The organism is Variovorax sp. WDL1 (genome assembly GCF_001541225.1).
Classification (GTDB): Bacteria; Pseudomonadota; Gammaproteobacteria; order Burkholderiales; family Burkholderiaceae_C; genus Variovorax.
The window spans coordinates 13,379-26,326 of record NZ_LMTS01000136.1 but is presented as its reverse complement, the minus strand read 5'-3'; the positions used below and the strand labels follow the sequence as shown (position 1 = coordinate 26,326).

Annotated in this window: 13 protein-coding genes; 7 read left to right on the top strand and 6 right to left on the bottom strand. The window is 68.4% G+C overall.

Going from position 1 to position 12,948, the window contains the following annotated elements:
* Positions 1-186 precede the first annotated feature (186 nt).
* Positions 187-960: a type III pantothenate kinase gene (locus tag APY03_RS18645; protein ID WP_068678898.1), complete on the bottom strand. Its 774-nt coding sequence runs from the start codon at positions 958-960 to the stop codon at positions 187-189.
* 153 nt (positions 961-1,113) lie between these two features.
* Between APY03_RS18645 and lysM the strand changes: the two genes are divergently transcribed.
* Positions 1,114-1,578 carry a peptidoglycan-binding protein LysM gene (gene lysM, locus APY03_RS18640; protein ID WP_068678896.1) on the top strand — a complete coding sequence of 155 codons (465 nt, stop codon included), beginning with the start codon at positions 1,114-1,116 and terminating at the stop codon, positions 1,576-1,578.
* An 86-nt stretch (positions 1,579-1,664) separates the two neighbouring features.
* Here the strand turns inward: lysM and APY03_RS44060 are convergent, their stop codons facing one another.
* The 5 genes from APY03_RS44060 to APY03_RS18620 form a co-directional block, all read right to left on the bottom strand.
* Positions 1,665-1,853, bottom strand: a complete 189-nt coding sequence (locus APY03_RS44060) for a hypothetical protein (RefSeq protein ID WP_232081216.1) — start codon at positions 1,851-1,853, stop codon at positions 1,665-1,667.
* Positions 1,854-1,861: 8 nt separating this feature from the next.
* Positions 1,862-2,884: a sulfurtransferase TusA family protein gene (locus APY03_RS18635; protein WP_232081217.1), complete on the bottom strand. Its 1,023-nt coding sequence runs from the start codon at positions 2,882-2,884 to the stop codon at positions 1,862-1,864.
* Positions 2,841-3,680: a phosphate/phosphite/phosphonate ABC transporter substrate-binding protein gene (locus APY03_RS18630; RefSeq protein ID WP_197913166.1), complete on the bottom strand. Its 840-nt coding sequence runs from the start codon at positions 3,678-3,680 to the stop codon at positions 2,841-2,843. The genes APY03_RS18635 and APY03_RS18630 overlap by 44 nt, the downstream gene beginning before the upstream one ends.
* 32 nt (positions 3,681-3,712) lie before the next feature.
* On the bottom strand, positions 3,713-4,828 hold the full coding sequence (locus APY03_RS18625; protein WP_083944459.1) for an acyl-CoA dehydrogenase family protein: 1,116 nt from the start codon (positions 4,826-4,828) through the stop codon (positions 3,713-3,715).
* A 383-nt stretch (positions 4,829-5,211) separates the two neighbouring features.
* Positions 5,212-5,571 (bottom strand): rhodanese-like domain-containing protein, encoded by a 360-nt coding sequence (locus tag APY03_RS18620; protein ID WP_068678902.1) that lies wholly within the window; start codon positions 5,569-5,571, stop codon positions 5,212-5,214.
* A gap of 278 nt (positions 5,572-5,849) precedes the next feature.
* On the opposite strand from APY03_RS18620, the gene APY03_RS18615 reads away from it, so the two are divergent.
* The 6 genes from APY03_RS18615 to APY03_RS44055 all read left to right on the top strand — a co-directional run.
* Complete coding sequence (locus APY03_RS18615) at positions 5,850-6,965, top strand: TRAP transporter substrate-binding protein (RefSeq protein WP_068678892.1); 1,116 nt, start codon at positions 5,850-5,852, stop codon at positions 6,963-6,965.
* A 73-nt stretch (positions 6,966-7,038) separates the two neighbouring features.
* Positions 7,039-7,659, top strand: a complete 621-nt coding sequence (locus tag APY03_RS18610; protein WP_068678890.1) for a TRAP transporter small permease subunit — start codon at positions 7,039-7,041, stop codon at positions 7,657-7,659.
* Positions 7,656-9,623, top strand: coding sequence for a TRAP transporter large permease (locus APY03_RS18605; RefSeq protein WP_068678888.1), 1,968 nt, complete (start codon positions 7,656-7,658; stop codon positions 9,621-9,623). Before APY03_RS18610 ends, APY03_RS18605 begins: the two co-directional genes overlap by 4 nt.
* A gap of 51 nt (positions 9,624-9,674) precedes the next feature.
* On the top strand, positions 9,675-10,619 hold the full coding sequence (locus tag APY03_RS18600) for an extracellular catalytic domain type 1 short-chain-length polyhydroxyalkanoate depolymerase (protein ID WP_232081218.1): 945 nt from the start codon (positions 9,675-9,677) through the stop codon (positions 10,617-10,619).
* A 116-nt stretch (positions 10,620-10,735) separates the two neighbouring features.
* Positions 10,736-12,679: a DUF6600 domain-containing protein gene (locus APY03_RS18595; protein WP_068678884.1), complete on the top strand. Its 1,944-nt coding sequence runs from the start codon at positions 10,736-10,738 to the stop codon at positions 12,677-12,679.
* Positions 12,680-12,758: 79 nt separating this feature from the next.
* Positions 12,759-12,948: FAD-dependent oxidoreductase (locus APY03_RS44055; RefSeq protein WP_232324334.1), on the top strand; the 190-nt coding region annotated here is incomplete at its 3' end.

Sequence of the window (12,948 nt, the reverse complement as noted above, 5' to 3'; positions counted from 1 at the left end):
GGGTGGGCGGGGAGGTCGCGGTGCGAGGGGCGGGGACGGTGCAGGCGCCCAGGGCGAGCATCGAAGCGAGCAGGGCAGCGGCGAAGGCACGAGGCACTCTTGACTCCTTGTGTTGCGCCCTCTCCCTCTTGGAAAGAGGCGGGGGGAGGGCGCCAGGCGGTTGCAGATGCGCTGCGGGGCAAGACGTCAGGACGCCAGCAAGCGTTCCTGCGCGATCACCAGCAGCCCATCCATGATCAAGCTGTCCACCAGCTCGAAGTTCCCGTTCATGCTCGGCGCCATCTTCCATGCCGCGCCGCCCGTCATGTAGCAGGCCGGCTCGGCGCCGCTGTGGGCGCGCACATGCTGCACCATGCGCTCCACCGCGCCGGCAATGGCGTAGGTGCCGCCGCTGGTCAGCGCGTCGCTGGTGTTGGTGGGAAACTCGCGCACCTCGCCGGTGGGCACGTGGAGGCCGGCAGTGCCCGACTCCAGGGCGCGCAGCATGATGCCGTGGCCCGGCAGGATCAAGCCGCCGAGGAACTTGCCGTGGGTATCCACCGCCTCCACCGTCACGGCGGTGCCGATCATCACCACCACCATCGGGCGCGCCGGACCCTGGGCGAGCATGCGGTGGCGCGCACCGATCATCGCGACCCAGCGGTCGGCACCCAGGCGCGTCGGGTGGTCGTAGCCGTTGACGATCCCGGCCTCGGCCGCGCTCGACACCACCCAGCGCGGCGAGCAGTCGAAGCGCTCGACCACCTGTTCTTCCGCGCGCCGCCGCACCGCGTCGCCGGCCACCGCGCAGCCCAGCATCGACGAGGGCCCGGGCAGCTCGGCCCAGGGTCCGTCGGCCAGCCGTTCGATGTGGTCGAGGAACTCGGCGCCGTGCGCAAGCAGCGATGCACCCGGCCTGGCCGCGTCGTAAAGCGACCACTTGAGCCGGGTGTTGCCGATGTCGATTGCAAGGAATGCCATGCGGCGCATTATTGCGGCGTGGGCCGCAACAGTCGATTCGGGCAGTGAATGCCGTCCGGACAGATGCGTGCGGTTGCGATGCCCGCCTACGCGGGGCCGTCATGGCCAGCCGTTACAGTGGGCCTCCCTCAACCAAGGCACAAGGAGAAACCCATGGGATTGCTCAGTTTCATCAAGGAGGCCGGAGAAAAGCTGTTCGGCGGCTCGTCCGCCCAGGCCGCCGAGCCTGATGCCAACAAGGTGGCGGGCGACGCCATCAAGACCTACATAGAGACGCAGAACCTCGGCCTCACCAATCTCGAAGTGGCTTACGTCGCTGCCGAAGGGCTGGTGACGCTCAAGGGCAACGCGCCCTCGCAGGAAGCCAGCGAGAAGGCCACGCTGGCCGCCGGCAACGTGGCCAACGTGACGAAGGTCGACAACCAGCTCGTCGCGCCCGCCGCCGACCCCGCCCAATACCACGACGTGGTGAAGGGCGACACGCTCTCGGCCATTTCCAAGAAGTACTACGGCGACCCGAACAAATACAACGCGATCTTCGAGGCCAACAAGCCGATGCTGAGCCACCCGGACAAGATTTATCCGGGGCAGAAGCTGCGGATTCCGCCTCAGAAGTGAGCGCATAGCGCATAGCGCATAGCGCCTCGCGCACAGGCAGCCGCGGCCCTGGCCGCCCGCCGCGGCTGCAACGCCGTTTGATCGGCTCACATGAAATTGCGCGTATGCAAGGCGGACAGTTCTTCCGCGTCGCCGGACGCGAAGCCAAGCCGCGTCAGGCGCGCCTTGCGGCCCGTCGCCATTTCGCGTTTCAGTTCCTGCACCCGGGCGAAGCCGGATCGGATGGATGCAGCGTCGGACCGGCCCGCCGCCAGCAACACCAGCGCATCGAACACCTCCTCGTTCAGACCGGCCGTTGCCGCCAGCTCGTCGTGGCGCTGGTGAATCGCTGCGTGCAGCGCGGAACGAAAGCCCGGCTGCCGTGACAGCCGGTACTCGAGATGGCCCATGCCGTAGGCCACGTGGCGGCCTTCGTCCCTGGCCACCAGCCGGCGATTTGCCGGGTCACCGGGTCCGGCGCGTTCTCGTGCAGGAAGTTCAGCAGGTTGACGAAGCTGCCTTCGCCGAGAACCGAGAGAAGAAAGAGGCTGATCGAGAAATTGCTGCCCTCGAAAAGGGTCTTCAAGGACGCCTGGCCGCCGGCGCCCGACAACGCCGGATTCGCGCGATGCAGCGTCGCGCGGCGGGTAAACACTTCCACATGCCGCGCCTCGTCGGCGCATTGGATGGCCAGCAACTGCACGATCTCCCTGAAGTGCGGATGCACCTGCCCCAGGTGCCGTGCAGGAACCAGCAGCGCGGCGTTCTCGTTCTCGATCAGGTACGTCATGACCTGGACCACGGCGTCTTCGATCTCGTCCGGCAGGGCCTTCGCCTCGCTCCAATCGATTGCGGTGTCGGGGTTCCACTGCCCGGCCAGGGCCTGCTTGTAGAGGCTGGCCGCGGTGTCGGCCCAGACGTCGGCTTTTTCCGAGAAACGGAAATCGAAGGCGGGGCTGCCTCCCTCCACCGTCGCGCCGCGCGCCGCCAGCCCCCATGCCGGCAAGGCCCGTTGCGCCACGGCGTCCGGCGCGAGCGCGTTCGCCTGGCCGCTCGCCCCGGCGCCGTCCCACCGGCCTTTCTGGAAAGGCCCGCGGGTCACCAGCGCATGCAGGGCCGGCGCATCGTGGAAAGTCACCTCGTGGCCGTGCTGGCGGCACCAGGCGAGCAGATGGATGTCCCAGTCCGGCGCGTCGCCCTGCACGCGCAGCGTGGCGCCGATCGCGATCCGGCCCAGCGCGCGCTTGATGAGCAGCTGCGCGCCCTGGTCCAGCCCCAGCGACTCAATATCGATAGTCGCGTGCGGTGATGCGTCCGGCAGCGTCATAGAACTTGTCGTGATGAACGGCGCGCTGGAGCGCGGCATAACCGGAGGTGCGACCGGGCTTCCATTCCCGCAGACCTTCGAGTTCCAGCAGCGGGCGCACCGCGGGGTCGTCCCAGCGCATGCCCAGCAGCAGTTCGGCGAAGCGCCCGATCAACGCTTCCGGCGCGTTCGGACTCGTCGTGAAATTGCAATGGTCGTACGGCTCGGTGCGCGCGAGTATGCGGGTCTGCCCCTGCGGCAACGTGCCGTCCGACGAGAACGCGAGGTGGTTGCTGTCGATCATCCACGCGGCGTCGATGCGGCCCTGCACGAGCGCCTTCGCGGCCTCGAGTTCGCCACCGACGTGGTCGCCGTGCTTGCCGCCCGCCACATCGAAAATCCGCGCGGAGAAGTCCCTTGCGGCGACGAGGCCCGCCTGGCGCAGATGATCGGACGGGATCAGCGTCGCCTGGGGCGAATCCACCGCGCCGAAACCGACGGTCTTGCCTCGCAGATCGTCGACGCACTCGATGCCCTGCCCCGCGCGCACGACCAGCACCGAACCCAGGTTGCGATCGGTATCGCGCATCGCCACGGCCGAGACGCGCGCTCCCTTCGCCTTGGCCATGAGCTCCGCGCGCACCCACGCCAGCGGCGAATTCCAGGCCAGATCGAGCACCCCTTTGAACTGGTCCTCGACCTGCCTTTCATAGTTCGAATACAGGACGAAATCGAACGCGAGTCCACGCGCAGCGAAATACGCCTTGAAGCCTTCCCAGATGGCAACCACCTTGGGCGCATAGGCCACGGCGCCCATGACCAGTGTTCGATCCGCCATGTCGAGGCCTCCTAGAACAGCGGCTGGCCGGTGATGGCCTTGCCGATGAAGTCGTAGACCACGTCGCTCGTCGGGCCCATGACATGCGCCGCGCGGGCATCGCGAAACAGCCGCTCGACACCCACCTCCTTGCGGAATGCAGCGCCTCCGCACACGCGCATGGCAATGTCGGTAACCTCCAGCGCGCTTTCGGCTGCTGCCGTCTTCACTTCCAGCACGCGCAGCATCGTGTCGGCCCGCCGCGCGCCGATGGCGGCGATGCCATCTTGCAGCAGGCAGTCCGCCAGGTCCGTCTTGATCCGCCCGCGGGCCAGGTAGGCGCGGATGGTCGGCAGGTCGGCCAGCGAGGTTCCGAGGTCCTGGTGCCGGGTGCGGGTGGCGTGCCCGCATGCGCGCTCGATGCTGCCTTCCATGATCCCCACCGAGGCAGAGGCGTTCAGCACGCTGAACCAGGGCAGCACCGTGCCCATCATGACGTCGAAGCCCTTGCCATCCTCGCCGAGGCGATGGGCGGCGGGAATGCGCACGCCTTCGGCCGTGACGGGGGACGAACCGTTGCCGCGCATGCCCAGTCCGTCGAACGGGGCCGGTTGCGTCAACCCGCGCGCCTTGGCATCCACCAGCCAGATGCTGCTGGCGCCTTCCGTGGCCGTTGGTTTGCTGGACCACACGTAGGAATCCGCTTCGAAGGCCGACGTGATCCAGCTCTTGCGCGCGTCGAGCACGACATCGCTGCCCTCCTGCGTTGCAGTGCTGGCAGGCGCCCAGAAATGACTGCGCGATTCGACCTCTGAAAGTGCCAGCGTCGTCAGATGCATGCCGGCCGCGATTTTGCGGCGCACGGGTTCCGGACCCAGCTGCTCGAGCACGGCCACGGCGCAGTAGTGCATCGCCACCACCATCGCGGTGGAAGGGCAGGTCGCGGCCAGCCGCTTGATGACCCGGCTGGCTTCCGCCATGCCGAGGCCCATGCCCCCCACTTCCTTGCTGCTGATCAGGCCCAGCAGGCCGGCCTGTGCCAGTGCATCGACGGCCGGCCGGGGGAACCGTGCCTCCTTGTCGGTGACGGGGGCCAGCGCCTCCAGCTTTTCGGCAACGATGGGTTCGAGTCGGGAAAGATAGTCCATGCTGTCATCCTTTTTTGGGCGCGCGTCCAGCGGCGAGCCAGTTGGTGCTCGCCTGCGCCGGTCCAATGGGTGAGCGGCCGGCGCGCAGACCGCGCGGCCGGTTCCGGATCAAGCAGACGGCACGCGTCTGTTGCCTACTTGCAGGAGGGGGGGTGGAGAGCTCGCCCGTCGCCCGAGGACGGAATCGCGCTGCAGGCTTCGAGGGACGCGATCAGCATTTGGGTGGGAAGGCGGGGACCATGCGGGCATTCATCTGAAGTGGTGCCGGCATGCCGGGAACCTTTGCTGGTTGGAATGGCGGCATGCTAGGGACGAGGGCTGGCCGCGGTCAACGCGCAAAACCCGAAAACACCCTTTGGGTTTCTCGCGCCCGGGTGGGCCAGCTAGTTTTGCTTCCAGGGCAGGCCGCGCAGGCGCCAGCCGCCCTTGCGCCCGCGGTGGCCCTCGGCGTCTGCGTCGCCTTCGAAGCCCTCGAGGATGTTGTAGGCCTCCAGGCCCAGCTCGGTGGCGCGGCGCGCGGCCGCGATCGAGCGCACGCCGCTGCGGCACAGCAGCACCGCCTTCTTTCCGGGCGGCACGGCAGCGCGCAGGCCGTCATCGAAGCCGGGGTTGAAGGCCATGCCCGGCCACTGCTTCCAGGCCAGGCCGATGGCGCCAGGGACATAGCCCACCCACTCGCGCTCGGCGTCGCTGCGCACGTCGACCAGCACGGCCTCGCCATTCGTCATCCAGGCGTGGGCCATTTCGGGCAGCACGTCGCCGGCATAGCCGTCGGCGGGCCGCACGGCCTGCTGCTCACCGCCCGGTGCACTGGCCGTGCCCGCCGGGATTTGGACTGCTTGAGTCATGAGGCTTTCTTTCCTTCAAGGTCGCTCGGACTTCAGGGTTAGTGCGTAGGGATTGCACGCGCCCGGTCAATGATTTTTCACCAGTTCGTGAAAACCCTCTTTGTCACGCTTGTTCACATGTCCAAAGATGGGAGTCTTGGGATTTTCCAGTCACATCTACGGAGACATACGCAATGACAGACACCAAACCGAACCGCCGCCGCAGCCTGCTCAAGGGTGCAGCCGTGGCGGCCGGGGCCATGTCCGCACCGATGGTCAGCATGGCGCAGACCACGTCGTTCCGCTTCCAGAGCACCTGGCCGGCCAAGGATATCTTCCACGAATACGCGCAGGACTTCGCCAAGAAGGTGAACGACATGGCGGGCAGCCGCCTCAAGATCGAGGTGCTGCCTGCCGGCTCCGTGGTGCCGGCCTTCCAGCTGCTGGATGCCGTGGCCAAGGGCACGCTCGATGGCGGGCACGGGGTGGTCGCCTACTGGTACGGCAAGAACTCGGCACTCGCGCTGTGGGGCTCGGGCCCGGGCTTCGGCATGGACGCCAACATGGTGCTCGCCTGGCACAACTACGGCGGCGGCAAGGCGCTGCTGGAGGAGATCTACAAAGGCCTGAACCTGGATGTCGCCTCCTATCTCTACGGTCCCATGCCGACCCAACCCCTCGGCTGGTTCAAGAAGCCCGTGGCCAAGGTCGAGGACATGAAGGGCCTGAAGTTCCGCACCGTGGGCCTGGCGGTGGACGTCTTCACCGACATGGGCACCGCGGTCAATCCCCTGCCGGGCGGCGAGATCGTCCCCGCACTGGACCGCGGCCTGATCGATGCGGCCGAGTTCAACAACGCCTCGAGCGACCGCGTGCTCGGCTTCCCCGACGTGGCCAAGAACTGCATGCTGCAAAGCTTCCACCAGTCGGGCGAGCAGTTCGAGATCCTGTTCAACCGCGCCAAGCTCAACGCGCTGCCGCCCGAGCTGAAGGCGATCATCGAGTACGGCGTGCAGGCGGCCAGTGCCGACATGAGCTGGAAGGCGATCGAGCGCAATTCGGCGGACTACATCGAGCTCAAGAAATCCGGCATCAAGTTCTACAAGACGCCCGACGCGATCCTGCGCGCTCAGCTCGCCTCGTGGGACAAGACCGTGGCCAAGAAGGCCACCGAGAACCCTGCGTTCAAGAAGGTGCTGGATTCGCAACGAGCCTTCGCGGAACGTGCGGGCCAGTGGTACAACGACTACACCGTCGATTTCAAGATGGCCTACAACCACTACTTCGGCCGCCAGCCCAAGAAGTCCTGACCTTCACCGGCCATGGCAAGGGGCACTGCGGTGCCCCTCCTTTTTTCCGCGCTTCGTGCGCCAGGTTCTCGCAATGCAATCTTTTCTGTTGGCGGTCGACCGCTTCTCGACCTGGGTCGGAAAGACCTTCGCCTGGTGCGCGGTGCTGCTCACCCTGCTCATCAGCTGGGAAGTGTTCTCCCGCTATGTGCTCAACCGGCCCCATGCCTGGGTGCTCGATGCGCAGATCATGCTGTACGGCACGCTGTTCATGACCGCAGGCGCCTACACCCTCGCCAAGAACGGCCACGTGCGCGGCGACGTGCTCTACGGCTTCTTCCGGCCGCGTACGCAGGCGATCATCGACCTGACGCTCTACATCCTCTTTTTCCTGCCGGGCATCGTCGCACTGACCTGGGCCGGCTGGATCTATGCCGGGGAGTCGCTGTCGATTCGCGAGCAGACTTTCTCCGCGGATCCGATCCCTCTCTATCCGTTCAAGTACATCATCCCGCTCGCCGGGGTCACCCTGCTGCTGCAGGGCATCGTCGAGATCGTGCGATGCGTGCAGTGCATCCGCGACGGCGTGTGGCCCTCGCGCGAGCAGGACGTCGAGGAAGTGGACGTCGCGAAGCTCAAGGAAATGGTGCACGTGGACGACGCCGACATCCGGGCGCTGGACGCGGTGGTCGTTGCCAAGGAGGCCCGGCCATGATCCGGCGCGAACTCTGGTTCGGCCTGTCGTTCATGGTGCTGATCGTCGCCGCGGCGGGCATCATGCTGCTGCGGGCGGACACGATCACCAACGGCCACCTCGGCCTGCTGATGCTGTCGCTGGTGGTGGTCGCGATCATGCTGGGCTTCCCGACGGCGTTCACGCTGATGGGCATGGGCATGATCTTCACCTGGTTCGCCTACGACCGGAACACCACGCACACGCTCGACCTGATGGTGCAGGCCGCCTACAAGACGATGGCGAACGACGTGCTGATCGCGGTGCCGCTGTTCGTCTTCATGGGCTACCTGGTCGAGCGCGCCAACCTGATCGAGACCTTGTTCAAGAGCCTGCACCTGGCACTCGCGCGCCTCCCCGGCGCGCTCGCAGTGGCCACGCTGATCACCTGCACCATCTTCGCCACGGCCACCGGCATCGTCGGCGCGGTCGTGACGCTGATGGGCCTGCTGGCGCTGCCGGCCATGCTGCGCGCCGGCTACAGCATCCCGCTGTCCGCGGGGGCGATCACGGCGGGCGGCTGCCTCGGCATCCTGATCCCGCCGTCGGTGCTGCTGATCGTCTATGGCGCCACTGCCGGCGTGTCGGTGGTGCAGCTCTACGCCGGCGCCTTCTTCCCGGGCGTGATGCTCGCCTCGCTCTACGTGCTCTACGTGATCATGGTGGCCAAGCTCAAGCCCGCCTGGGCGCCGCCGCTGTCGGCCGCCGACCGCGCGGTCCCGCTGCCGCCGCTGACGCAGCGGCTGACCCCCGATCCGGCCCGCCATGCGTTGTCGGGCCTGGTGGCCGGGCTCAAGGGCCGCCGCAATGCCGAGGTGCCCGCCGGCTTCCTGCTGCGGCAACTCTTCATCGTGCTGCTGCCCGGCCTGCTCTTCGCGTTGGTGGCCATCACCAGCTATCGCGCCGTGACCACGGTGGCGGTGGCCGAGCAATACGACATCCAGGAGATCGGGGCCCGGCGCAGCGCGCCCGAGCCGGCCCCGGGTGGATTGCAGGAGCCGCCGGCCGAGAGCGAGGGCGGCCTGCAGGAGCCGCCGAGCGAGGGAGGGCTTGCCGAGCCGCCCGGTGCGGGCGCCGTGCAGGAGCCGCCGGGTGCGGGCGCAGGTGCCGCGCAGGTGCCGCCCGGCAGTGCCGTGGCCCCGCCCGCTGCGGAGCCGGGCGCGGAACGGGCTGCGGAGGTCGCCACCACGCGCCCCGCGCCCACCTGGTGGTGGGTCTGCTTCGCGGTCATCGGTGCGATGGTCGCGCTGTTCTACCTGTTCCTGAGCTTCGCGCGGCTCGAGATCTTCAAGATGCTGCTGGCCTCGTTCTTCCCGCTGATGATCCTCATCCTGGCGGTGCTCGGGTCCATCGTGCTGGGCCTGGCCACGCCGACGGAGGCGGCCGCCATGGGCGCGCTGGGGGGCTTCCTGCTGGCGGCGGCCTACCGCCGGCTGACGCTGGATGTGCTCAAGGAATCGGTCTTCCTCACGGCCAAGACGTCGGCCATGGTGTGCTGGCTGTTCGTGGGCTCGGCCATCTTCTCGGCCGCCTTCGCCCTGCTGGGCGGCCAGCAGCTGGTCGAGGAATGGGTCCTGAGCATGAACCTCTCGAAGGTGCAGTTCCTGGTGCTGAGCCAGGTGATCATCTTCATCCTCGGCTGGCCGCTGGAGTGGACCGAGATCATCGTGATCTTCATGCCGATCTTCATACCGCTGCTGGACAACTTCGGCGTCGACCCGCTGTTCTTCGGTCTGCTGGTCGCCATGAACCTGCAGACCGCCTTCCTGTCGCCGCCGGTCGCCATGGCGGCCTTCTACCTGAAGGGCGTGAGCCCGCCTCATGTGACGCTGAACCAGATCTTCCTTGGCATGCTGCCCTTCATGGGCATCCAGGTGCTGGCGATCCTGATGCTGTACATCTGGCCGCAGATCGGGTTGTGGCTGCCGCAGCTGTTGTACAAGTAGGCAGGCGGGCGGCACGAGGGCCGACAATCGGCCCTTTTGCCCGCCTCTGCCGTGACATCCCTGATCGAACGACTTGCGCGCTGGGCGCGCGCCGTCCCGCGCGCCTTGCGGCGCATCGGCCTGCTGCCGCCTGCCGCGCCGGACCAGTGGCTCGACGGCCATTTCGAGCACCAGCACCGCAACGTCGACTACAAGCTCTTCGTCCCCGGGCGCGGCGTGGGCAGGCCCCGGCCCCTGCTGCTGATGCTGCACGGCTGCACCCAGGACCCTGAGGACTTCGCCGCCGGCACGCGGATGAACCGGCTCGCCGCCGAGCTCGGATTTCTCGTGCTCTATCCGACACAGACCCAAAGGGCCAACGCGGGGAAGTGCTGGAACTGGTTCCTGCCGCAGCACCAGCAGGCCGAGCGGGGCGAGCCGGCGCTGCTGGCGGCGCTCACGCAGGCGGCCATGCGCGAGCACGGGGCTGATCCGGCCCGCGTCTACGTGGCGGGCCTGTCCGCCGGCGGCTCGATGGCCGACATCCTGGGCCGGACCCATCCCGGGCTCTTCGCTGCCGTGGGCGTGCACTCGGGCCTGCCGGGCGGCGTTGCGCGCGACCTCGTTTCGGCGCTCGGCGCGATGAAGAACGGTCCGGCCAAGGCCAGCGCCGGAGGCCCGATGCGCCCGACCATCGTCTTCCACGGCGACGCCGACGAGACCGTGCATCCGCGCAACGGAGAGCAGCTGGCTGCGGATGCGGTGGCGGGGCTGCTGGCGGGCGGCGATCATCCGCCGGCGCACGAGATGCGGGGACGCTCGGAGGGTGGCCGCGCCTTCACCCGCTGGACCTATGCCGATGCCCGCGGCGGCATCATGGTCGAGCACTGGCTGCTGCACGGCGCCGGCCATGCCTGGGCCGGCGGCAGCACCGACGGCTCCTTCACCGACCCGACGGGGCCGGATGCGAGCGCCGAAATGCTGCGCTTCTTCCTCGGCCATCCGAGGGTGCGATAAGCCCCTCGCTTACACGCGGTTGCGCCGCTCGCTGGATAGTTCCAAAGCTTTGCAATGCAGTTGCCAGCGCCGGCCCGCCCTGGCGCGTTGCAGGGTTCTGGACCAAGGACTCGATCATGAGACATCGCCTCCCTTCACACGCCGCGCGCCGCGCAGTCGGCTGGCTGCTCGGCCTGGTGCTGCTGCTCGCCGCCGGCGCCGCCGCCTGGGCGCAGCAGGACCCGCCCGGCCGCGTGGCCCGCCTCGACGAACAGCAGGGCACCGTCAGCTTCTCGCCGGCGGGCGACGACAGCTGGTACGACGCAGTGCCCAATCGGCCGATCACCACCGGCGACCGGCTCTGGACCGATCGCAACGCGCGGGCCGAGCTGCATGTGGATTCGACCGCACTGCGCCTGGACGACCAGACGATGCTGGTGGTGTCCGAGCTCGACGACGACAGCGCCCGCTTCACCGCGACCCGTGGCCGCCTGCAACTGCGCGTGCGCGAGGCCCCGGCCGGCCAGCGCCTGGAGATCGACACCGCCAACCTGGCGGTCGTGGTCGAGGCCCCCGGCGACTACCGCATCGAAGTCGACCCGGCCGCCGGTACCACGCGCGTGGCGGTCGCCGCCGGCGGCCTCACGCTGTACGGCGAGAACGGCGAATCGGTGACCCTCGGCGCCCACCAGCAGCTCACGGTATCGGGACGCCAGCTGGCGGCGGTTAGCGGGGCTCCCGTGCGCGCCGGCGATGCCTTCGACCGCTGGGTGGCCGAACGCGACCGGCTGGAAGACCAGTCGATCTCGGCGCGCTACGTCTCGCGCGACGTGCTGGGCTATCAGCAGCTCGACCGCTACGGCGACTGGCAGAGCGATCCCACCTACGGCAACGTCTGGTACCCGCGCAGCGTCGATGCCGAATGGGCCCCGTACCGCGACGGCCAGTGGGTCGACATCGCGCCCTGGGGCTGGACCTGGGTCGACGCCGCACCCTGGGGCTTCGCGCCTTCGCACTACGGCCGCTGGGCGCGCATCGGGCCGCGCTGGGCCTGGGTGCCGGGCCGGTCGAACGCGCGGCCGGTGTATGCGCCGGCGCTGGTCGGCTTCGTGGGCGGCGGCGTGCATGCCAACGTGGTGGCGGGCGGGCGCCCGGGCGTCGGCTGGTTCCCGCTCGCGCCCGGCGAAGCATGGCGGCCGGGCTACCGCACCAGCCAGCGCTACATCGACGAGGCCAACCGTGCCATCGCCTACCAGCGGCAGCTTGCGCGTGCGGACTACCTGCACCGCAACACGCCGGGTGCGCTCTCCCTGGTGCCGGTGGACATCTTCGGCCGCGGGCCCATCGCCCGCCGCGACTTCCTGCGCACGCCGGAGGGCGCCACAGCGCAACTGCCCATCGTCGCCACTGCGCCGGTCACGCCGCGGGGCGGCCGGCATGTCGGCGGCTTCGGGCGTTCGGCGAGCGCCCTGCCGCCGCCTGACCTGCGGGGGCGCCAGCAGCAATTGCAGCAGGCACAGCAGTTGCAGCAAGCCCAGCAGGCCCAGCAGGCGCAGCAGCAGATTCAGTTGCAGCAGCGCGCCGTCCAGGCGCAGGCGCAGGCGCAACAGATGCAGCGCTTCCAGCAGATGCAGCAAGCGCAGCAGCCGCAACCTGCCCAGCAGTTCCCGCAGATGCAGCAGCGCGATGCGCTGCGCCAGCAGCAAGAGCTCCAGCAGCGCGCCGCGCAGGCCCAGGCCCAGCAGCAGTTCCAGCTGCAGCAGCAACAACAGCAACAGCAACAGCAACAGCAGGTGCTGCGTGCCCAGCAGGAGATGCAGCAACGCGCCGCCCAGGCCCAGGCCCAGCAGCTCCAGCGGGTTCAACAGCAGCAGGCCCAGCGCGCGCAGCAGCAGATGCAGGCGCAGCAACAGGCCCAGCAGGTCCAGATGCAGCAGCAGAACACGCTGCGCCAGGCGCAGGAACACCAGCAGCGCGCCTTGCAGCAACTGCAACAGCAGCAGCAGCAGCGTGCCGGCGGCAGCGACCCGCGGCAGCGCTGGACCTCGCGGGATTCCGCGCAGCAGTTCGACCGGCCCTGAGAGGCTGTGAGCGAACCCGCGCATGCGGCGGCAGCATTTCCTTCGGCCGGCTACAGTCGGCCGCAAGGAGCGGTTTCCCATGCGCACATTCGACTTCGACCTTTTCGTGATTGGCGGCGGCAGCGGCGGCGTGCGCGCGGCACGCATGGCGGCCCAGCGCGGTGCACGCGTGGCGCTTGCCGAGTGCGCGGAGCTGGGCGGCACCTGCGTCAACGTGGGCTGCATTCCCAAGAAGCTCTACAGCTACGCGGCCGGCTATGCAGAGTCCT

Bases quoted from the DNA above. Each gene is read 5' to 3' on its own strand.
- APY03_RS18645 (WP_068678898.1), bottom strand. From the start codon at position 960: ATGGCATTCCTTGCAATCGACATCGGCAACACCCGGCTCAAGTGGTCG.
- lysM (WP_068678896.1), top strand. From the start codon at position 1,114: ATGGGATTGCTCAGTTTCATCAAGGAGGCCGGAGAAAAGCTGTTCGGC.
- APY03_RS18635 (WP_232081217.1), bottom strand. From the start codon at position 2,884: ATGACGCTGCCGGACGCATCACCGCACGCGACTATCGATATTGAGTCG.
- APY03_RS18630 (WP_197913166.1), bottom strand. From the start codon at position 3,680: ATGGGCGCCGTGGCCTATGCGCCCAAGGTGGTTGCCATCTGGGAAGGC.
- APY03_RS18625 (WP_083944459.1), bottom strand. From the start codon at position 4,828: ATGGACTATCTTTCCCGACTCGAACCCATCGTTGCCGAAAAGCTGGAG.
- APY03_RS18620 (WP_068678902.1), bottom strand. From the start codon at position 5,571: ATGGCCCACGCCTGGATGACGAATGGCGAGGCCGTGCTGGTCGACGTG.
- APY03_RS18615 (WP_068678892.1), top strand. From the start codon at position 5,850: ATGACAGACACCAAACCGAACCGCCGCCGCAGCCTGCTCAAGGGTGCA.
- APY03_RS18610 (WP_068678890.1), top strand. From the start codon at position 7,039: ATGCAATCTTTTCTGTTGGCGGTCGACCGCTTCTCGACCTGGGTCGGA.
- APY03_RS18605 (WP_068678888.1), top strand. From the start codon at position 7,656: ATGATCCGGCGCGAACTCTGGTTCGGCCTGTCGTTCATGGTGCTGATC.
- APY03_RS18595 (WP_068678884.1), top strand. From the start codon at position 10,736: ATGAGACATCGCCTCCCTTCACACGCCGCGCGCCGCGCAGTCGGCTGG.